Here is a 19,731-nt window from a genome sequence, read left to right on the forward strand (position 1 = left end):
AAACTGAGAAATCTGACGAAGCTTTGAGAGGAACTGTTCATGGCAGATCGAGTACTTCGGGGTAGCCGCCTCGGCGCGGTGAGCTACGAGACCGATCGCGACCACGACCTCGCGCCGCGTCGCATCGTCCAGTACCGCACCGACAACGGTGAGATCTTCGACGTCCCCTTCGCCGACGACGCCGAGGTGCCGTCGAAGTGGCCGTGCAAGAACGGCATGGAAGGCACGATCCTCGAGGGCGCAGAGCCCGAGGAGAAGAAGACGAAGCCGCCGCGCACCCACTGGGACATGCTGCTCGAGCGTCGTAGCGAGGAAGAGCTCGAGGTGCTCCTCAACGAGCGTCTCGACCTGCTGAAGCAGCGTCGCAAGGGCATCGCGCACTGAGCCCCACCGCTTGACAGACAGATCGGCCCGGCAGGTACACCTGCCGGGCCGATCCGTTTGTCTGGTGCAGAGCTAGGAGTTCTTGACGATCCCCAGGCGCTCGAGGCGGCTCTGGATTCCCCAGCGCGCGACCATCGTGAAGGCCTCCGACATGACGCCACCACTCATCTTGGAGACGCCCAGCTCGCGTTCGGTGAACGTGATCGGCACCTCGCGAACGTCGAAACCGGCGCGCACTGTCCGCCAGGCCAGGTCGATCTGGAAGCAGTAGCCGGCCGACTCGACCGTGTCGAGCTGGATTTTCTCCAGCACGCTGCGTCGGTAGGCGCGGAAGCCGGCGGTGATGTCGTGCACCTTGGCGCCGAGGGCGACGCGGGCGTAGGTGTTGGCACCGCGCGAGAGGAACTCCCGATGCTTGGGCCAGTTCACGAGTTTGCCGCCGGGGACGTACCGGGAGCCGATGACGAGGTCCGCGCCGTCGTTGATGGCGTCGAACAGGCGGTGCAGCTGCTCCGGTGCGTGACTGCCGTCGGCGTCCATCTCGACGATGACCGGATAGTCGCGGCTCAGGCCCCACGCGAAACCGGCGAGGTAGGCCTTGCCGAGGCCGTCCTTCTCCTGGCGGTGCAGCACGTGGATACGACCGGCCTGCTCGTCCTTGAGCGCGAGTTCCTCGGCGACCTCACCGGTGCCGTCCGGACTGGAGTCGTCGACCACCAGCAGGTGCACGCCGGGCAGGGCGGCCTGGAGGCGTTCGACGATCACGGGCAGGTTGTCGCGCTCGTTGAACGTCGGCACGACGACCAGTGCGCCCGCTCCGTCGGCGCCGACCACCGGCTGCGGCGTGTCGCCTGACTGCCGCTGTCCTGCCGAGGCGTCAATCCCCGATGCCATCGAGCTCCTTAAATGTCACCGGACGCCCGTGCGGCGTCCCTGCGTGGCTTGAGTGTGAACCTAGTACGCGAGGCCAGCGCAAACAAAAGACCGGCCACGGCCACGACGATCGCGAGGACCCCCGGCCACATCCCGAGACGGGTGGCGAGGGTCGTCCCGTCGTGGAGCGGCAGCGTGCTGGTCAGCACATCCGAGGCGAAGACGCCGGATTGTTCGGTGATCGAACCGTCGGCGTCGATGATCGCGCTCACACCGCTGGTCGCGGCGACGACCACAGCACGTCCGTGTTCGACGGCACGCACCTGCGACATCGCCAGCTGCTGATACGTCATCTCGGTGCGACCGAAGGTCGCGTTGTTGGTGGGAACGAACAGCATCTGTGCCCCGTCGCGGATGGACTGGCGCGCCGCGCGGTCGAAGGCGACCTCCCAGCACGTCGCGACACACACGGTGACCTCACCCGAGCGGCCCGGCACGTCCACGACGGTGGGACCGGTGCCCGGCTTGAAGTTGCCGGCCATGTCCGCATACGACGAGAAGAGACGGAAGAACGAGCGCCAGGGCAGGTACTCGCCGAACGGTTGCACGATGTGCTTGTCGTAGCGGTCGACCGGCCCCTTGGCCCCGTCCCAGACGAGCACCGAGTTCGTCGGGCGTCCGTCGGAGTTGCGGATCAGGGTGCCGACGAGGATCGGTGCGCCGACCCCCTCGGAGGCGGCGGTGATCTCGGCGGCGGCGTCGGCGTTGTCCAGCGGTGAGATGTCCGAGGCGTTCTCCGGCCACAGCACGAAATCGGGCGGGGCGGCGAGGCCGGCGTCGATCGCCTGGGCATAACCGATGGTGGTGCGCACATGGTTGTCGAGCACGGCACGACGCTGTGCGTTGAAGTCCAGCCCCAGTCGCGGCACGTTGCCCTGGACCGCCGCGATGTGCACCGACTTCGACGAGATGGTGCGGTCGATGGTGGCCGGGGTCAGCGCGATCGCCGCCACGGGTGCGAGCAGCGCGATGGCGACGGCGAGCGTCGCGACCCGCACGAACCCCGACGGCTGGTCACCGGTGAGCGCCGCCGCCGATCGGGCGGACCGGCGATAGGCGGAGACCAGGATGATCAGCAACCAGGCGACCGACGCGCCGAACAGCGCGACGCCGGCGGACAGCCCGGGGGCGCCCAGTAGGGATGCCAAAGGCAGCAGCGGCCCGTCGACCTGGCTGAAAGCAGTTCTCCCCCACGGGAACCCGCCGAACGGGAACGCCGATCGCACGGCCTCGACGAGCACCCAGGAGAACATGAACCAGACCGGCGGGACCGGGAGTCGCATGGTGACGGTGGCGATCGCGCCGAACAGGGCGAGGTACCCGGACAGCAGCACCGACAACGCGAGCCACGGTAGCGGCCCGACGTAGACACCGATCCACGGCAGCAGCGGGATGAAGAAGGCGAGCCCGAAGACGAAGCCGACCCATGCACCCGTGCGCACCCGCGGGCGCCGCACGTACAGCGCGGTGAACAGCACACCCAGCCCGAATACCGCGAGGAACCACCAGTTGCGGGGCGGGAAGGCGGCCCACATCGCCAGACCGGCGACGATCGCGGCCAGGGTACGGAGACTCCAGTCCCAGGTCAGGGTGAAGCGACGTGCACGCGCCTCGGTCTCCTCAGCGGACATCATCGTGTCGGTGGTGTTCACCCGGCGTCCCGGTCGTAGAGGACCTGTCCGCGGTGCACGGTCCGGACGCACCGCGGCAGCTCGGCTCCCGGGGAGACGTCCGGCAGGGCGGGCACGCGCGAACGCGGGTCGGTGGACCAGCGTTGCACCTTCTCGTGGGAGCCGGCCACGACGAGGTCGTCGACCTCCCACACGGCGTAGCTTGCGGGCGCTCCGGGGGTCAGGGTGCCGGTGAGGCCGTCGTTGATGCCGCCGGCGCGCCAGCCGCCGCGGGTGGCCGCCGCGAAGGCGCCGCGTGCTGAGATCGCGTTGGTGGGCTGGTGATGGTGGACCGCGGCACGGATCGTCGACCAGGGGTCGATCGGCGTGACCGGAGCGTCGGACGAGAATGAGAGCGCCACACCGGTTTTCGCGAGCATCGCGAAGTCGTTGAGGGTGGCCGCGCGGGCCGTGCCGAGCCGGGCGTCGTAGAGGTCGCCCGCACCGCCCCATTCGGCGTCGAAGTGCGGTTGCATGCTGGCGATGACGCCGCAGCGGGCGAGGACCTCCGCGTCGCGGGCGGTGACCATCTCGGCGTGCTCGAGCCGGTGCGCGCAGCGGGCGATCGCCGGGGTGCCCAGCTCGTCGGCGAGTTCGGTGAGCGCGGCGACGACGGCACCGGTGGCGGCATCGCCGATGACGTGGAACCCGGACTGGATACCGGCGAGCGTGCAACCGCGGAGGTGATCGCGGATGGTTTCCATGTCGAGGTAGCTGATGCCGCGGGTGTCCGGGGCGTCGGTGTACGGCTCGTTGAGCCACGCGGTGTGGGATCCGATCGCGCCGTCGATGAAGAGGTCGCCGCCGAGGGCGTGGGCGCGGGTGATGGTCATGAGCTCGGCCGCGTGGTCGGCGTCGGTGACGGTCTGTCCCCAGTAGCGGCGGATTTCGACGGGGTGGTCGAGGTCGGCGATCGCCAGGAAGTCGTCCATGCCGCTGATGTCGGGGCCGCCGTTCTCGTGGACGGCGACGACCCCGTGCGCGGCAGCAACGTCGAGCGCACGTCGCTGCGCCCGCTCACGATGTGCGGCAGTGACGAGGAGACGGGCTGCACCACGGACGAGGTGATGCGCCTCGGCGACGAGCGGCTCTTCCGGGTGGTAGCCGACGGCGTCCGCGAGCTCCGGCACCAGGCGACGGAGCGCGGTCGAGGCGACCGCGGAGTGTTCGTCGACCCGGGCGAGGTACACGGGGCGGGCGCCGACCACGGCGTCGAGTTCGCTGGTCGTCGGGAACCGGCCGTCCTCGGGTTCGGGGCCGTCCCAGGTCGAGTCGTCCCAGCCGAGACCCCAGAGCAGGTCACCCTCCTCGTGGCCGGCCGCGGCGTCGTCGGCGATCGTCTTCGCGACGAGTCGCAGACAGTGCGTCCGGCTGGTCGCCTCGTTGAGGGTGAGACCGTCGAGCGAGAGCCCGGTCGACGTGAGGTGCACGTGCGAGTCGACGAAACCCGGGCTGACGAACAACCCGTTCAGGTCGATGATCTCGGCATCCGGGTGGAGGGCCCGGCCGATGTCATCGGTGCCGACCCACACCACCACCCCATCGGTGATGGCCATCGCGGTCGCGTCGGGGGCGGCCGCCGAGTACACGGCACCGCCGAGGAGCAGTTGGGTTGCCACGATCGTTCAGTCTGCCTTGCCGTGGGTGAATGTGGCCGCGAGGGGTGTGGTGGGCGGCGCCCAGGTCAGCGCGTGGGCGGGAGCTGCGGGGTGGTCACCGGCTCGGATCCTGGGGCGAAGCCGGACCCGGGGGTGTCGGACTCCACAACGGAGCCGTCGACGACGGTCGCACCACCTCCGACGCCACCACCGCGAATCCTGCTGCCGTAGATGCCCGTGGCGTACAGGCCCGCGCGGTCCATCGCGCTCGCCATCCGCTTGACACCGACGGCCACCACGACCGGGCGCAGCACCTTGCGGGTCGGCGGGAACAGCAGCAGGATGCCCGCGAGCGTCGACACGACGCCGGGGATGACCAGCAGGATCGTCGACGTGGCGACGAGCGCCGTGTCGGCGAGCGGCGCCCGTGCGTCGACCTCGTTGTAGGCGGCGCGGCGCAACTCGCCGAAGACCTTACGGCCCTGCCAGCGCAACGTCAGGAACCCGAGGACGCCGGCCGCGATGCTGATCAGCACGGCCCAGCCGAACCCGAGCCACAACGCCATCCCCACGAAGGCGGCGATCTCCAGCAGCGCGTACACGGCGAAGTAACGGAGTGCCATGGTCGTCTCACCTGTCTTTCGGTGCCTTGTGGGCACCCTCGGTGTCAGGGTCTTGGCGGGTTAACGATCGAGGGGGCGATTTTTCTCCCGGTGGTGCTCAGTCTTCCCCGCGGGATTCGATGTCGCCCTCGGTCTGCAGGTAGACGTTGCGCAGCTGATCGAGGAGTTCGGCGGGCGGCTCATGCCACATATCCCGTTCCACGGCCTCCAGTAGCCGCTCGGCGATGCCGTGCAGCGCCCATGGGTTGGACTGCTGCATGAACTCCTGGTTGGTCTCGTCGAGGACGTAGGACTCGGTGAGCTTCTCGTACATCCAGTCGGCGACGACGTCGGTGGTGGCGTCGTAGCCGAAGAGGTAGTCGACGGTCGCGGCCATCTCGAAGGCGCCCTTGTATCCGTGGCGCTGCATCGCCGAGATCCAGCGCGGGTTGACGACGCGGGCGCGGAACACGCGGGCGGTCTCCTCCGACAGCGTGCGGGTGCGCACCGAGTCGGGCCGGGTGCTGTCGCCGATGTAGGCCTCGGGCGCCGTTCCGGTGAGTGCACGCACGGTCGCGACCATGCCGCCGTGGTACTGGAAGTAGTCGTCGGAGTCGGCGATGTCGTGTTCGCGGGTGTCGGTGTTCTTGGCGGCCACCGCGATCCGCCGGTAGGCGGCGCGCATGTCGTCGACCGCAGGCACACCGTCGAGGCCACGGCCGTAGGCGTAACCGCCCCATTCGGTGTAGACGCGCGCCAGGTCCTCGTCGCTGCGCCAGTCACGGGAGTCGATGAGCTGCAGGATCCCGGCACCGTAGGTTCCGGGCTTGGAACCGAAAACACGGGTGACCGCACGCCGGCGGTCGCCGTGTTCGGCCATCGACGCACGGACGTGGGCGGCGACGAAGTTCTGCTCGTCCGGTTCGTCGGCGCCTGCGGCGAGCGCGACCGCGTCGTCGAGCATCGCCACCACATGTGGGAAGGCGTCGCGGAAGAATCCGGAGATCCGGACGGTGACGTCGATGCGCGGACGGCCGAGTTCGACGAGGTCGATGAGTTCGAGATCGACGACACGGCGCGACATCTCGTCCCACACCGGCATCACACCGAGCAGTGCGAGGACCTCGGCGACGTCGTCGCCGGATGTGCGCATCGCACTGGTCCCCCACACCGACAGGCCGACCGATGCGGGGTGGTGGCCGTGGTCGGCGACATAGCGTTCCAGCAGCGAGTCGGCCATCGCGCGGCCGGTCTCCCACGCCAGTCGCGAGGGCACGGCCTTCGGGTCGACGGAGTAGAAGTTGCGGCCGGTCGGCAGCACGTTGATCAGTCCGCGCAACGGGGATCCGCTGGGGCCGGCCGGGATGAATCCGCCGTCGAGGGCGTGCAGCACACGCGGCACCTCGCCGGTGGTCTGCCGCAGACGCGGGACGACCTCGGTGGCCGCGAAACGCAGGACGTCGCCGACCGCGTCGGGCAATCCGGCGGTGGCCTCGGCAACCGCGGCCTCCGACCAGTCGTCCTTCGCGCATGCGGCAACCAGTTCCCGGGCCTGCGCCTCGACGGTGTCGACGGTCCCGCGTTCGGCGGTGCCGTCCTCGACCAGACCCAGTGCCTCGCGGAGTCCGGGGAGCGCGGACGTACCGCCCCACAGCTGCCGGGCGCGCAGCATCGCGAGTACCAGGTCGACCTCGGCGTCGTCGCGAGGCGGTTCGCCGAGGACGTGGAGCCCGTCGCGGATCTGGACATCCTTGATCTCGCACAGCCAGCCGTCGACGTGCAGCAGCATGTCGTCGAAGACCTCTTCGTCGGGCCGTTCGGTGAGTCCGAGGTCGTGGTCCATCTTCGCCGCGGTGAGCAGCGTCCAGATCTGCTGACGGATCGCCGGCAGCTTCGCGGGGTCGAGGGCGGAGATGTTGGCGTGTTCGTCGAGCAACTGCTCGAGACGGGCGATGTCGCCGTAGGACTCGGCGCGCGCCATCGGCGGGATCAGATGATCGACGAGCACCGCGTGGGCACGTCGTTTGGCCTGGGTGCCCTCCCCCGGATCGTTCACGAGGAACGGGTAGACGAGCGGGAGATCGCCGAGCGCCGCATCGGTCCCGCAGTTGGCGGACATGCCGAGGTTCTTGCCCGGCAACCATTCGAGGTTGCCGTGTTTGCCGACATGGACGATCGCGTCGGCCCCGAAACCGGCACGGCCCGTTTCTCGTCGGGCCGCGATCCATCGATACGACGCCAGGTAGTGGTGCGACGGAGGCAGGTCGGGGTCGTGATAGATCGCGACGGGGTTCTCGCCGAATCCGCGCGGCGGCTGCACCATGATCGCGATGTTGCCGAAAGTCAGTGCGGCGATGACGATATCGCCGTCGGGATTGGTCGACCGGTCGACGAACAGCTCGCCGGGCGCCTCACCCCAGTGTTCGACGACGGCACTGCGCAGTTCCTCCGGAAGCGTCTCGAACCAGGCGCGGTACTCTGCGGCAGGCAGTCGAATCGGGTTGGCGGCGAGGGTCTCCTCGGTCAGCCAGTCCGGGTCCTGACCGCCGGTCGCGATGATCTCGTGGATCAACGCATCGGAGTCATCGTCGGCCAGGCCGGGTATCGCGCCGGGACCCGATTCCGGGCCGATGTCGTAACCGGCCGCGCGCAGGGCGGAGAGCAGGCGCAGGAGGCTGCGCGGGGTGTCGAGGCCGACGGCGTTGCCGATGCGGGCGTGCTTGGTCGGGTAGGCCGACAGCATGACGGCGATGCGCTTGTCGGCGGCCGGGATGCGACGCAACCTCGCGTGCGACACCGCGATTCCCGCCACGCGGGCACAGCGCTCGGGGTCCGGCTGGTACCAGGGCAGGCCGTCGTCGTCGAACTCCTTGAAGGAGAACGGGACCGTGATGATGCGTCCGTCGAACTCCGGCACGGCCACCTGCGTTGCGACGTCGAGTGGCGAGAGACCGTCGTCGCTCGCCTCCCAGTCCGCACGGGAACCCGTGAGGCACAGGCCCTGCAGGATCGGGATGTCGAGTGCGGCAAGCCGTTCGATGTTCCACGCCTCGTCGTCGCCGCCGGCCGATGCGGTCGCCGGAGTTGCTCCCCCGGCCGCGAGGACGGTGACCACGAGGGCGTCGGCCGTGCCGAGCAGCTCGATGAGGTCGTCGGGAGCGGTGCGCAGGGAAGCGCAGAAGATCGGCAGTGCGCGGGCGCCGCGCTCTTCGATGGCGCTGCACAACGCGTCGATGTAGCGGGTGTTGCCGGCGAGATGCTGGGCGCGGTAGTAGAGCACCGCGATGGTCGGCCCTTCGGAACCATCGCGCTCCGCGCGCTCCAGAATCCCCCAGGCCGGGGTCTGCTGCGGTGGTTCGAAGCCGTGACCGGTGAACAGCACGGTGTCGGAGAGGAAGTGGTGCAGGTTGACGATGTTCGCGACGCCACCGGCGGCGAGGTAGTCGTGTGCCTGGGTGGCCACGCCGGCCGGCACCGTCGAATGGGCCATCAGGTCCGGGTCCGGCTGCTGCTCGCCGGAACAGACCACCAGCGGCTTGCCGGTCGCCTCGACCGCCGCGAGCCCCTCTTCCCAGGCGCGCGTTCCGCCGAGGATGCGGACGACTATCAGGTCGGCGTCGGCGGCGAGGGCCGGGATCTCGTCGACGAGGATGCGGGCGGGATTCGCACCGCGGAACCCCACCTCCGGGTTTGCCTCGGATGCAGCCGCCGCGGTCAGCAGGTCGGTGTCCGAGGTCGAGAGCAGCAGGATCATCGTGTCTCCTCGCCGGGTTGTCGCGCCCGGTGTGTCGGGTGTGTGCGAGGGACTGGTCTGGCTGGGGTACCCGCGTGCACGGAACCCATCACAGTGGCGCGACCGCGCCGGAATCACACCGGCTTCAGCCCGCTCGCGGTTGGGTATCAGCCTACGACGACCCATCCCCGATCCCCTCACCTGGGCCGGTCGTACGCTGATGGGATGACCCAGTCGCCGGACCCCGCTCCGGGAACAGCGAGCCGGGAGACCGCCGATCGCTGTCCCGGCGTGTTCAGCACGCACGAGGCGCAGGACGGCGCCCTGGCGCGAATCCGGCTCCCCGGAGGCCGGATTCGCCCGGATCAGCTCACCACCCTCGCCCAGGCGGCCACCGCTCACGCCGACGGTTTCCTCGAGCTGACCGCGCGCGGGAACCTGCAGTTACGCGGGATCACCGACGTCGAGGCCGTGGCCGACGCCGTGGTGAGCGCCGGCCTCGCGCCCAGCTCGTCGCACGACAAGGTGCGCAACATCGAGGTCAGCCCGTTGACCGGGCGGATGGGCGGCATCGCCGACGCCGGTCCGCTGGCCGCCGCACTCGACGACGCCTTGCGTGCCGATCCTGCCGCGACCTCGATCTCGGGACGCTTCCTGTTCGGGGTCGACGACGGCCGCGGCGACATCAGGCGCCGCGGCGCCGATGCGTGTGCGGTGGTGCGATCGGCCGAACCCGTGGTCGCCGACATCCTGGTCGGTGGGGTCGCGGTGGGGTCGGTCGCAGGCGTCGACGGGATCGTCGCGACACTGATCGCGGTGGCCACCGGCCTGCAGAAGGTGGCGCCCGGCGCGTGGCGGGTCCGCGATCTCGGGGTCGAGGACCGCAGTCGCCTGGAGCGGCTCGTCGGCGAGACCCTGGCTCCCGTCGTCGAATCCGACGAAGACGACGTACCGGACCCGGTGGAGCCGATCGTGGGCTGGTTCGACCAGGACGACGGATCGGTGTTGCTCGGTTCGGTCGTCGAACTCGGACGGCTGCCCGCGCGGCTCGCCGAGTTCATCGCCGCGGTCGAATCGCCGATCGTGTTCACCCCGGACCGCGAGATCCTCATCTGCGACCTCGGCGAGGGTGTCGCCGAGACCGTGGTGCGGGTCCTGGCCCCGATGGGACTGATCTTCGATGCGACCTCACCGTGGGCGAGGCTGAGCTGCTGTGTGGGAGCCCCTGGCTGCGGGTCGGCGCACGCCGCGGTGCGTGAGGACCTGCTCGCCCACGTCGGCGCCGGACTCCCGTTGAACGGCCGCGAACACTGGGTCGGTTGTGAGCGTCGCTGCGGCTCCCCCGCCGGCACACACCTGTCGGTGCAGGCCACGCCCGACGGCGAGTACGACCGCCGTCGCCGCTAGGCTCGTGCGCATCATGACCGAGTACCTGCGCGACGGCGCCGCGATCTACCGCCAGTCCTTTGCGACGATCCGGACCGAGTCGGATTTGTCCGCCTTTTCTCCTGATGTATCCACCGTGGTTGTCCGGATGATCCACGCCTGCGGGCAGACCGACCTGACGCGCGACGTCGTCGCGACGCCCGGTGTCGTCCGTGCGGCTCGTGGCGCACTCCAGGCCGGCGCACCGATCCTGTGCGACGCGTCCATGGTGGCCTCCGGCATCACGCGTAAGCGCCTGCCCGCCGACAACGAGGTGCTCTGCCACCTCTCCGAACCCGGCCTCCCCGCTCTGGCCGAGGAGATGGGCACGACGAGAACCGCTGCCGCCCTGCAGTTCTGGTTGCCGCGTCTCGAAGGAGCGGTCGTCGCGATCGGCAATGCCCCGACCGCGTTGTTCGCCCTGCTCGACATGATCGACGAAGGCGCACCCCGCCCGGCCGCAGTTGTCGGCGCGCCCGTCGGATTCGTCGGTGCCGCGGAATCCTGCGAAGCCCTCGCCGCCCGCACCGATCTCGAATTCATCACCGTCACCGGACGCCGCGGCGGATCGGCGATCACCGCGGCCGCCGTCAACGCGCTCGCCACCCCTCAGGAGTGAATGTGCCCGCAGTCAACGATGCCTCGACCCCGGGAAAGCTCTGGGGAATCGGCCTCGGTCCCGGCGACAGCGAACTCATGACGGTCAAGGCCGCGCGGGTGATCAGCACCGCCGACGTGGTCGCGTATCACTGTGCGCGCCATGGCAACAGCATCGCGCGGTCGGTCGCCGAACCCTATCTGCGCGGCGACCAGGCCGAAGAGCGGCTCATGTACCCGGTCACCACCGAGACCACCGACCATCCCGGCGGTTACCAGGGCGCGCTCGACGACTTCTACGCCGAAAGTGCGGAGCGGCTCGCCGTACACCTCCGGGCGGGCCGGGACGTCGTCCTTCTCGCCGAAGGGGATCCGCTCTTCTACAGCTCGTACATGCACATGCACAAGCGGCTCTCCCCGCACTTCGATGCGGAGATCGTGCCGGGTGTGACGTCGGTGAGCGCGGCGTCGGCGGCGACCGGTGTTCCGCTGGTGGAGGGCGACGAGACCTTGACGGTTGTCCCGGGTACGGCGTCGACGGAAGAGCTGCTGTTCCGTTTCCGTTCGGCCGACGCCATCGTGGTGATGAAACTGGGCCGCACCTTCGAGCGGGTGCGGGAGGCGTTGCGCGAGGCCGGCCGCCTCGGCGAGGCCTTCTACGTCGAACGGGCGTCGACCACCGTCGAGCGTGTGCTGCCGGCGGCGGAGGTGAATCCGGCTGAGGTGCCGTACTTCTCGATCCTCGTGGTTCCCGGACGACGGAACAACCCGCGCTTCGAGCCGGAACCGGTACCGGGCGAGCTGGTGGTCGTCGGTCTCGGACCGGGACACGACAGCTGGACGACGCCCGAGGTGCGCGCCGAACTCGCCACCGCGACCGACCTCGTCGGTTACACGACCTACCTCAAACGCGTGACGCCGCGGCCCGGCCAGCGCGTGCACGCCAGCGACAACCGGGTCGAGTCCGAGCGTGCCGAGTTCGCCCTCGATCTCGCCCGACGCGGCGCACGGGTGGCGGTGGTGTCATCGGGCGATCCCGGTGTGTTCGCCATGGCGGCCGCGGTCGCCGAGGTGGCCGCCGAACCGCAGTGGCATGACGTTCAGGTCCGGGTGGTTCCGGGTGTCACCGCCGCGACCGCCGTGGCGGCGGCCGTCGGTGCGCCCCTCGGTCACGACTTCGCGGTGATCTCCCTGTCCGACCGCCTCAAGCCGTGGTCGGTGATCGAACGTCGTATCCGTGCCGCCCTGGCCGCCGATCTGGTGATCGCCATCTACAATCCGGGTTCGGCGAGCCGCGCCTGGCAGGTCGGAGCCCTCAAACACACACTTCTGCAGACGGTTTCACCGGACCGGGTCGTCGTCCTCGGTCGCGATGTGGGCGGCCCGGAACAGACGCTGACCACGACCACCGTCGCCGACCTCGACCCGGAAGTGGTCGACATGCGCACGTTGCTCATCATCGGTTCGTCGGCGACCCGAGCGGTCGCGCGGGCCGCTGGTTCCCTCGTGTTCACGCCGCGCCGGCACACCCCGGCCGACGAGCCGGAACAGGTGTCAGCCGAGCAACCGCTCGAGCCAAGCCTGGGCGGCAGCGACGTCTGACACCGTCGGGACGTCGGGTTCGGTCGGGCGGTCCACGACGATCACGTCGATGCCCAGGGTCGCGGCGGCGTCGAGTTTCGCTTTCGTCAGCGATCCCCCGCTGTTCTTGGTGACGAGCAGGTCGATCCGGTTCTCGCGCAGGAGGGCAAGTTCCGAGTCGTAGTCGTAGGGCCCGCGTGACCGCAGGATTTCGTGGTGCGCAGGGAGTGCCGCGGTCGGCGGATCGACGACCCGGATGAGGAACCACACGTCGTCGATGCCGGCGAACTCGCCGACGTCCTGGCGACCCGTGGTCAGCAACACCCGGTTGCCGCGGCGTCGGACCTCGTCGGCCGCGGTGGCGAGATCCGGTACGCGGATCCAGCGGTCGGTGTCGGTCGGGGTCCAGGGTTCACGACGCAGACGGAGGAGTGGCACCGCCGCCTCCGACGCGGCCTGCGCGGCGTTGTGGGTGATGGTGGCCGCGAACGGATGCGTGGCGTCGATGACCGCCTGAATCCGGTTGCTGAGCAGCCACTCCCGCAGACCGTCGACTCCTCCGAAGCCGCCGATGCGGACCGGGCCCACCGGGAGGCGCGGATTGTCCACGCGGCCCGCGAGTGAGCTGATGACCGACCTCCCGGTCTCGGTCAGGGACGCCGCCAGTGCACGCGCCTCGCCGGTGCCGCCGAGGATGAGAATTTGTTCATCGGTCATGGGTGCGGTGTTTCACGGAGTTTCGTCATCCGGGCGTGGGAGTACAGGTAGCTGTCGGTGACCTCGGGATGCGCGGCGGCGTCGAGTACCCGGCCGACGAAGATGATCGCGGTCTTGCGGATGTCGGCGGCGTCCAGGGTCTCCGGTAGCCGACTCAGCGGACACCGCACCACCTGCTGGTTCGGCCGACTGGCGAAAGCGACGGTCGCCGTGGGGCATTCCGAACCGTAGTGCGGTGTGAGCGCCTCGACGATCTGTTCGGCACGATGGGCGGCGAGATGGAGGGCGAGCGTCACACCCGTCGCCGCGAGGGTCGTCAGGTCCTCGCCCCGGGGCATGTCGGTCGACAGCGTCGAGACCCGGGTGATGAGCAGGCTCTGGCCCACGCCGGGGACGGTGAGTTCGGTGTCGAGCGCCGCGGCCGCGGCGGCGAAGGCGGGTACCCCGGGCACGATCTCGAATGGGATGCCGCGAGAACGGAGTTCGCGTTGCTGCTCGGCGAGCGCCGAGTAGATCGAGAGGTCCCCGGAATGCAGGCGGGCGACGTCGTCCCCGCGTTCGTGGGCCGAGACGATGTGATCGATGATGTCGGACAACGGCATCCGCGCGGTGTCGACGAGGACGGCGTCGTCGGGGCACATCTCGAGCATCTCGTCGGGCACCAGCGAGCCGGCGTACAGACAGGTGCGGCACTCCCCTAGCAGCCGCGCGCCGCGCAGGGTGATCAGGTCGGGGGCGCCGGGGCCGGCACCGATGAAGTAGATGGTCATGCTTCCGATTCCTCGTCCGGCGCCGGGTCGTGTCTTGTTGCGGCCCACTGGACGATCGGCAGCGCCGGCCGCCAGGTGGTCATCGTGCCGAGCGGTGCGACGGTCTCCACGGACAGGCGCCGCAGGGTGCCGCCGTGTTCGGCGTGCCGGCGGACCAGGATCGCCTGGTTCTCCACGGTGACAGCGTTCACGACGATCCGTCCGGAGGGTCGTAATGCGTTCCACGCGGCGGCGAGGACCTTCTCGTCGAGGCCGCCGCCGATGAACACCGCGTCGGGAGGCGGTGCGTCGGAGAGGGCTTCGGGCGCGGCACCGCGTAGCGACAGGCGATGGCCGACGCCGTGCCGGTGAGCGTTGGCGGTGAGGCGTTCGGCCCGTTCGGTGTTCTGTTCGAAGGCGATTGCCCGTCCCCGGTCGTCGGCGCGCAACCATTCGATGGCGACACTTCCGGAGCCGGAGCCGATGTCCCAGAGAAGTTGTGCCCCGGTGGGTTCGAGGGCTGCGACCGTCACCGCGCGGACTGTGGACTTGGTGATCTGGCCGTCGTGGTCGTAGGTGTCGTCGTCGCGGCCGGGCATCCGGCTACGACGTGGTCCGACGCAGTCGACGGCCACGATGTTGAGCGGGTCCACGGGTGAATGCACCCAGGCTCCCGCGGACGAGGAACGGATGCGCTCGTCCGGTCCGCCGAGCTGTTCGAGCACGGTCATCGTCGAGTCGCCGAAGCCATTCTGCGAGAGCAGTTCCGCCACTGCGGCGGGGGTTGTCTCGTTCCGACTGAGGACGAGGAGACGTCCGCCTGCGGTGGCCTCGGTGAGTGCCACCTCGGGATCGGCCGTCACGGCGCTGACGATCCGGGTCGTGGCGAGATCCCAGCCGAGACGTGCACACGCCAGGCTCGCGCTCGACACCGCCGGATACACCCGCACATGCTCGACCCCGACCCGCGCGACGATGCTCGCGCCGACGCCGTGGAACATGGGATCACCGCTGGCCAGGATGTGGGCCTGACCGGAAGCGTTCTCGAGAACGTCGGCGAGATGTGCAGACATCGGCGAGCGCCACGCCTGCCGTGCACCGGTGAGCTCGTCCGCGGCGTCGTCGAGGAGTGCGAGTTGCCTTGTCGCACCGTAGATCACGCGAGCACTGCGCAGTTCGTCGCGCGCGGCGTCGCCGAGTCCGCGCCAGCCGTCGGCGCCGATCCCGACGACCACGAACCGCGGTTCGGCACTCATCGGGGCAGTCTCCGCCACACCGCGCGAGGGAGCAGACGCATGCCGAAGAACATCGGGCGCAACACCGAGGGAATCCAGACCTCACCGCGCCCGGTGCGATACGCGCGGGCGACGGCGTCGGCGACCTGGTCGGGAGTCTTCGAGAACGGTGCGGGTTTCACCCCGGACTCCATCAGGTCCTTGGTCATCGCGCCGATCACGAAGCCGGGTCGGGCGAGGAGCAGCCGGACGCCGGTGCCGTGCAGTGAGTCCGCCATGCCGCTGGCGAATCCGTCGAGGCCGGCCTTGGTGGAGCCGTAGACGAAGTTGGCGCGGCGGACCCGGATTCCGGCGACCGAGGAGAAGACGATCATCGTGCCCGAGCCCTGTGCGCGCAGGGCGGCGGCGAGCGGGATCAGCACGCTGACGTGTGCGTAGTAGTCCGTGTGCGCGATCTGCAGGGCATGCGCGACATCGGCTTCCGCCCGCGCCTGGTCCCCCAGGATCCCGAAGGCGATGATCGCGATGCCGATCGGTCCGAACTCCTCGACCAGGGACGCGATCAGCCCGGGATGACTGTCGGTGTCGTCGGCGTCGAAGGCGACGGGATGCACAGCGGTGGCGCCCGCTTCGAGCAGGAGCGCGGTCTGTGCGGCGAGGTCGTCGGGTCGTCGGGCCGCGAGTACCACCGTCCGGCCCTGCGCCAGACGCTGCGCGGTGGCCACCCCGATCTCACTGCTGCCGCCGAACAGGACGAGCGAACCCGGAGATGTGTCAGAGGCCATGCACAGCAGTATCGCACCAGCCCCAGCCCGCCGAAGTCACCCCATCGGCGCTAGCGTGGGAACCATGTCACGTACCGCTGCCGACATCGGCCCAGCCGCTCTCGAGTTCCTCACCGACCGCCACCTCGGCACCCTCGTGACGATGCGCGCCGACGGGACACCGCATTCGGTCGCGGTGGGGTTCACCTGGGATCCCGACGCCGGCCTCGCGCGGGTGATCACGTTCGACGGCAGCCAGAAGGTCCGCAACGTGGAACGCGGCGGCTATGCGGCGGTGACCAATGTCGACGGTCCGCGGTGGCTCACGCTCGAGGGACCTGCCCGAGTGAGCCGCGAACCCGAGCGGGTGCGGGAGGCCGAGGAGCGCTACGCCCGCCGTTACCGGCAGCCCAAGCCGAACCCGCGCCGCGTCGTCATCGAGATCAGCGTGTCCCGGGTGCTCGGGTCGGCGTCGCTGCTCGGGTAACTACAGCTGCACGAGCTCGTGCGGGCGGTTGTTGAACGATTCGCAGCCGTCCTCGGTGACCACGACGATGTCCTCGATACGAGCACCCCAGTGGCCGGCGAAATACACCCCGGGCTCCACGCTGAAGGCCATGCCCGGGCGAAGGGTGATGTCGTTGCCGTTCACGATGTAGGGCTCCTCGTGGACCGAGAGGCCGATGCCGTGTCCGGTGCGGTGGATGAACGCCTCGGCGAGGCCACGTTCGCGGAGGAGGTCGCGGGCGGCCGCGTCGATCGAGGCGGCGGTGACACCGGGACGTACGGCGGCGACCGCAGCGCGCTGCGCCTCGTGCAGGGCGGCGTATGCATCGGCGACGTCGGCGGCCGGCGGTTCGAAGCAGTAGGTGCGGGTGGAGTCGGAGTTGTAGCCGGGTTCGACGGGCCCGCCGATGTCGATGACGACGATGTCGGACCGTTCGATGACCCGGTCGGAGAACTCGTGATGCGGGTCGGCGCCGTTGGGTCCGGAACCGACGATGATGAACGCCGCCTCGGTGTGGCCCTCCTCGAGGATCGCCGCCGCGATGTCGTCGGAGACCTCCCGCTCGGTGCGTCCGGGCTTGAGCCACTCACCCATCCGGGCATGGACACGGTCGATGGCCGCGCCGGCACGACGCAGGGCCTCGATCTCCGCGTCGTCCTTGATCATCCGGAGTTCCCGCAGCACGGCGGTGGCGAGTTGCGGGGTGGCGCCGGTGTGCCGGGCCAGCGGGATCACGTGCAGGGCGGGCATCGAATCCGACACCGCGATGGTCGGATTCGACGGCAGACCGGAGAGGGCGAGACCGTGCGCATCGTCGCCGTCGACCCAGTCGGCCACCTCGATGCCGAGATCGCCGACGGCTGAGGCGGACAGCGACGGCACCTCGAGTCGTGCGATGACCAGCTTCGGGTCACCCGTCGCGGGGATGACCAGTGCGGTGAGGCGTTCGAAGGTGTCGGCGCGCGAGCCCACGAGATAACGGAGGTCGGGTCCGGGCGCCACCACCAGCGCGTCGAGGCCGGCGTCGCGAGTGAGTTCCGCGGCGCGTCGCATGCGTTCGCGGTACACCTCGGGATCGAACAGCGGTGCCGCCGAGCCGGCGGTGGTCGATGTGGCAGCCATGGTCGAAGACTACCGCCGGGTGTGCGAGTCGTGGTGACGCGGCGACACCGTCAATGCGAGAGTGTGGAGGTGACGGATTCGTTGATGCTGCTCGACGGTGCGAGCCTGTGGTTTCGGTCGTTCTACGCCCTGCCCGAGAAGATGACCAGCCCCGACGGGCGACCGGTCAACGCGGTCCGGGGTTTCATCGACACGATCGCGAATCTCGTGACACGCGAACACCCGACGCGGCTCGTCGTGTGCCTCGACCTCGACTGGCGTCCCGAGTTCCGTACCGCCCTCATCCCGACCTACAAGGCGCACCGCGTCGCGGTCGAGGACGGTGCGACCGACGCCACGGGCACGGAGACCATCGACGTCGAAGAAGTGCCCGACGCACTGACGCCGCAGGTCGACATGATCATGAATGTCCTTGCCGCTGCGGGGATCGCGACCTCGGGGGCAGTCGGCTGCGAGGCCGACGACGTCATCGGGACACTCGCCTGGGAGGAAGCGCAGGACCCGGTGATCGTCGTCAGCGGTGACCGCGACCTGCTGCAGGTCGTATCCGACGATCCGGTTCCGGTGCGGGTGCTCTACGTCGGGCGCGGACTGGCGAAGGCCGAGATGATGGGGCCGGTCGAGGTCGGCGAGAAGTACGGTGTACCCGCCGATCGCGCCGGGATCGGCTACGCGGAGATGTCGATGCTGCGCGGCGACCCGTCGGACGGGCTTCCCGGAGTGCAGGGCATCGGGGAGAAGACCGCGGCGAAACTCATCAGCGAATACGGCAGCCTGGACGCACTCGAAGAGGCCGCACGGGATTCGTCGTCGACGGTCCCGACGCGGGCACGCAAGGCACTTCTCGCCGCCGCCGACTATCTGGAGGCGGCACGCACCGTCGTCTCGGTGCGCACCGATGCCGAGACCATCGACAGCGGACCGGATCTGCTGCCGTCCGAACCGGCCGACCCCGAGGCGCTGGCCGCGCTCGTCGAGGAGCTGGGCATCGGGGCGTCGGTGAGCCGGTTGTCGAAGGCGCTGGGCTGGCCCAAGGTCTGATCAGGGCGGCCTCAGCTGGGACGCGAGACCTCGTAGCGCCCCTCGTCGTCGATGAAGGTGACGGTGACCTGCTGGTCCTGTCCACCGACGGTCACCGAACAGGTGAACGACGACCCCTCCTTGACACGCTGGCCGGACGGGCATTTCACGTTGCTGACGTCGCTGGCCTGGTAGTCCTCGGTGAGGATCTTCTGTACGCCGTCCTGGGCCGCCTGCTGGTCGAGGTTCTTCGGTGCCCAGCCGGGTGCGACGAATGCGGTGATGAGGATGATCGCGGCGATCACGATCAGCGCACCGCCACCGGCGAACAGCAGGGTCCGCAGCGTCTTGTTCGACTTGGGCGTCGCCATGCCGCTGAACTGGTCGGGTCCGCCGAACTGGTTCTGGCCGTAGGCGCCCGGGGTCTGCTGCGACTGGCCGTAAGGCTGCTGACCGTACTGACCGGGTGCCCCGTACTGACCGGCACCGTACGAACCGGCGCCGTACGAACCAGCGCCGTACTGACCGGGGTCGGGCTGGCCGTAGTGCTGCGCGGGTCCGCCGTAGTTGGGCGCGCCCTGGTTGGGGGCACCATAGGCCGGCTGACCACCGGGTTGCCCGTACTGGCCGGGCTGCGCCCCGGGGTACCCGACCTGCGTCGGCTGGTTCTGGGGCGGCTGGCCCGGTGCCTGCGCTCCGGGCGCATAACCGGGAGCCTGCTGGTACGGGTTCTGCTGATAGGGATTCGCCTGGTACGGAGCCTGCTTATTCGGGTCCTGCGGGGGCTGTCCGTGAACAGGGTTGGGCGCCATCGTCGTGGGGTCGGCCTGCGAGCCACCCTGCTGGGAACCGCCCGTGTTCACGATCTCGGTCTTGTCGCCGGCGCCTGGCCCGCCCTGCTGGGGCTGGGACGGATTCGGCTTGTTCGGGTCGGTCATGAGTCCCCTCCCACTCGGCTCCCACCTCGGCGAGGTGTCGGCGAACTTCTGACGTCACGCGGCAGTGCCGGGACATCCCTCCCTGACACCGAATGCGGGATGAACGTTACCTCAGGCACACACGACTATCAGGCAACCAAGCGCAGGGTGGCCGG

General features: G+C 69.5%; 17 protein-coding genes. 6 read left to right on the forward strand and 11 right to left on the reverse strand.

Annotated elements, in window-relative coordinates; genetic code table 11:
• The first annotated feature begins 39 nt into the window (after positions 1-39).
• On the forward strand, positions 40-384 hold the full coding sequence (locus RVF83_RS18615; RefSeq protein ID WP_005199988.1) for an RNA polymerase-binding protein RbpA: 345 nt from the start codon (positions 40-42) through the stop codon (positions 382-384).
• A gap of 72 nt (positions 385-456) precedes the next feature.
• On the opposite strand, the gene RVF83_RS18620 is transcribed toward RVF83_RS18615, so the two are convergent.
• The 5 genes from RVF83_RS18620 to RVF83_RS18640 all read right to left on the reverse strand — a co-directional run bounded on the left by RVF83_RS18620 (position 457) and on the right by RVF83_RS18640 (position 8,941).
• Positions 457-1,278: a polyprenol monophosphomannose synthase gene (locus RVF83_RS18620; RefSeq protein ID WP_005199989.1), complete on the reverse strand. Its 822-nt coding sequence runs from the start codon at positions 1,276-1,278 to the stop codon at positions 457-459.
• 8 nt (positions 1,279-1,286) lie between these two features.
• Positions 1,287-2,969: an apolipoprotein N-acyltransferase gene (gene lnt, locus RVF83_RS18625; protein ID WP_005199990.1), complete on the reverse strand. Its 1,683-nt coding sequence runs from the start codon at positions 2,967-2,969 to the stop codon at positions 1,287-1,289.
• Complete coding sequence (locus RVF83_RS18630) at positions 2,966-4,606, reverse strand: amidohydrolase (protein ID WP_005199991.1); 1,641 nt, start codon at positions 4,604-4,606, stop codon at positions 2,966-2,968. The genes lnt and RVF83_RS18630 overlap by 4 nt, the downstream gene beginning before the upstream one ends.
• A 65-nt stretch (positions 4,607-4,671) precedes the next feature.
• Positions 4,672-5,208, reverse strand: coding sequence for an FxsA family protein (locus tag RVF83_RS18635; RefSeq protein ID WP_005199992.1), 537 nt, complete (start codon positions 5,206-5,208; stop codon positions 4,672-4,674).
• Between the two features lie 97 nt (positions 5,209-5,305).
• Positions 5,306-8,941 (reverse strand): cobaltochelatase subunit CobN, encoded by a 3,636-nt coding sequence (locus tag RVF83_RS18640; RefSeq protein ID WP_005199993.1) that lies wholly within the window; start codon positions 8,939-8,941, stop codon positions 5,306-5,308.
• Between the two features lie 204 nt (positions 8,942-9,145).
• On the opposite strand from RVF83_RS18640, the gene cobG reads away from it, so the two are divergent.
• From cobG to RVF83_RS18655, 3 genes are read left to right on the forward strand one after another with little or no spacing between them, the layout of a single operon-like run.
• Complete coding sequence (cobG, locus tag RVF83_RS18645) at positions 9,146-10,327, forward strand: precorrin-3B synthase (protein WP_005199994.1); 1,182 nt, start codon at positions 9,146-9,148, stop codon at positions 10,325-10,327.
• A gap of 13 nt (positions 10,328-10,340) precedes the next feature.
• Positions 10,341-10,964, forward strand: coding sequence for a precorrin-8X methylmutase (locus tag RVF83_RS18650; RefSeq protein ID WP_005199995.1), 624 nt, complete (start codon positions 10,341-10,343; stop codon positions 10,962-10,964).
• Positions 10,965-10,966: 2 nt separating this feature from the next.
• A complete protein-coding gene (locus RVF83_RS18655; RefSeq protein WP_005199996.1) occupies positions 10,967-12,544 on the forward strand; it encodes a precorrin-2 C(20)-methyltransferase in 1,578 nt (525 codons plus the stop codon).
• Here the strand turns inward: RVF83_RS18655 and RVF83_RS18660 are convergent.
• From RVF83_RS18660 to RVF83_RS18675, 4 genes are read right to left on the reverse strand one after another with little or no spacing between them, the layout of a single operon-like run.
• On the reverse strand, positions 12,497-13,240 hold the full coding sequence (locus RVF83_RS18660) for a cobalt-precorrin-6A reductase (protein ID WP_005199997.1): 744 nt from the start codon (positions 13,238-13,240) through the stop codon (positions 12,497-12,499). The genes RVF83_RS18655 and RVF83_RS18660 overlap by 48 nt on opposite strands.
• Positions 13,237-14,010, reverse strand: a complete 774-nt coding sequence (cobM, locus tag RVF83_RS18665) for a precorrin-4 C(11)-methyltransferase (protein ID WP_005199998.1) — start codon at positions 14,008-14,010, stop codon at positions 13,237-13,239. Before cobM ends, RVF83_RS18660 begins: the two co-directional genes overlap by 4 nt.
• Positions 14,007-15,245, reverse strand: a complete 1,239-nt coding sequence (locus tag RVF83_RS18670) for a bifunctional cobalt-precorrin-7 (C(5))-methyltransferase/cobalt-precorrin-6B (C(15))-methyltransferase (protein WP_005199999.1) — start codon at positions 15,243-15,245, stop codon at positions 14,007-14,009. The genes cobM and RVF83_RS18670 overlap by 4 nt, the downstream gene beginning before the upstream one ends.
• Positions 15,242-16,009 (reverse strand): SDR family NAD(P)-dependent oxidoreductase, encoded by a 768-nt coding sequence (locus RVF83_RS18675; protein ID WP_005200000.1) that lies wholly within the window; start codon positions 16,007-16,009, stop codon positions 15,242-15,244. Before RVF83_RS18675 ends, RVF83_RS18670 begins: the two co-directional genes overlap by 4 nt.
• Before the next feature lie 64 nt (positions 16,010-16,073).
• Here RVF83_RS18675 and RVF83_RS18680 point away from each other — a divergent pair, with 64 nt between their 5' ends.
• Positions 16,074-16,475 (forward strand): pyridoxamine 5'-phosphate oxidase family protein, encoded by a 402-nt coding sequence (locus RVF83_RS18680; protein WP_005200001.1) that lies wholly within the window; start codon positions 16,074-16,076, stop codon positions 16,473-16,475.
• On the opposite strand, the gene RVF83_RS18685 is transcribed toward RVF83_RS18680, so the two are convergent.
• Positions 16,476-17,618, reverse strand: a complete 1,143-nt coding sequence (locus tag RVF83_RS18685) for a M24 family metallopeptidase (RefSeq protein WP_005200002.1) — start codon at positions 17,616-17,618, stop codon at positions 16,476-16,478.
• An 84-nt stretch (positions 17,619-17,702) separates the two neighbouring features.
• On the opposite strand from RVF83_RS18685, the gene RVF83_RS18690 reads away from it, so the two are divergent.
• Positions 17,703-18,659: a 5'-3' exonuclease gene (locus tag RVF83_RS18690; protein ID WP_005200003.1), complete on the forward strand. Its 957-nt coding sequence runs from the start codon at positions 17,703-17,705 to the stop codon at positions 18,657-18,659.
• A gap of 11 nt (positions 18,660-18,670) precedes the next feature.
• Here RVF83_RS18690 and RVF83_RS18695 read toward each other — a convergent pair whose 3' ends face one another.
• Positions 18,671-19,576: a DUF4333 domain-containing protein gene (locus RVF83_RS18695; protein ID WP_005200004.1), complete on the reverse strand. Its 906-nt coding sequence runs from the start codon at positions 19,574-19,576 to the stop codon at positions 18,671-18,673.
• Between the last annotated feature and the right edge of the window lie 155 nt (positions 19,577-19,731).

The sequence above is a fragment of the Gordonia rubripertincta genome (genome assembly GCF_038024875.1).
Classification (GTDB): Bacteria; Actinomycetota; Actinomycetes; order Mycobacteriales; family Mycobacteriaceae; genus Gordonia; species Gordonia rubripertincta.

Coding starts and splice junctions, on each gene's coding strand:
- RVF83_RS18615 (WP_005199988.1), top strand. CDS start 40: ATGGCAGATCGAGTACTTCGGGGTAGCCGCCTCGGCGCGGTGAGCTAC.
- RVF83_RS18620 (WP_005199989.1), bottom strand. CDS start 1,278: ATGGCATCGGGGATTGACGCCTCGGCAGGACAGCGGCAGTCAGGCGAC.
- RVF83_RS18635 (WP_005199992.1), bottom strand. CDS start 5,208: ATGGCACTCCGTTACTTCGCCGTGTACGCGCTGCTGGAGATCGCCGCC.
- RVF83_RS18640 (WP_005199993.1), bottom strand. CDS start 8,941: ATGATCCTGCTGCTCTCGACCTCGGACACCGACCTGCTGACCGCGGCG.
- cobG (WP_005199994.1), top strand. CDS start 9,146: ATGACCCAGTCGCCGGACCCCGCTCCGGGAACAGCGAGCCGGGAGACC.
- RVF83_RS18650 (WP_005199995.1), top strand. CDS start 10,341: ATGACCGAGTACCTGCGCGACGGCGCCGCGATCTACCGCCAGTCCTTT.
- RVF83_RS18660 (WP_005199997.1), bottom strand. CDS start 13,240: ATGACCGATGAACAAATTCTCATCCTCGGCGGCACCGGCGAGGCGCGT.
- cobM (WP_005199998.1), bottom strand. CDS start 14,010: ATGACCATCTACTTCATCGGTGCCGGCCCCGGCGCCCCCGACCTGATC.
- RVF83_RS18670 (WP_005199999.1), bottom strand. CDS start 15,245: ATGAGTGCCGAACCGCGGTTCGTGGTCGTCGGGATCGGCGCCGACGGC.
- RVF83_RS18675 (WP_005200000.1), bottom strand. CDS start 16,009: ATGGCCTCTGACACATCTCCGGGTTCGCTCGTCCTGTTCGGCGGCAGC.
- RVF83_RS18680 (WP_005200001.1), top strand. CDS start 16,074: ATGTCACGTACCGCTGCCGACATCGGCCCAGCCGCTCTCGAGTTCCTC.
- RVF83_RS18685 (WP_005200002.1), bottom strand. CDS start 17,618: ATGGCTGCCACATCGACCACCGCCGGCTCGGCGGCACCGCTGTTCGAT.
- RVF83_RS18690 (WP_005200003.1), top strand. CDS start 17,703: ATGCTGCTCGACGGTGCGAGCCTGTGGTTTCGGTCGTTCTACGCCCTG.
- RVF83_RS18695 (WP_005200004.1), bottom strand. CDS start 19,576: ATGACCGACCCGAACAAGCCGAATCCGTCCCAGCCCCAGCAGGGCGGG.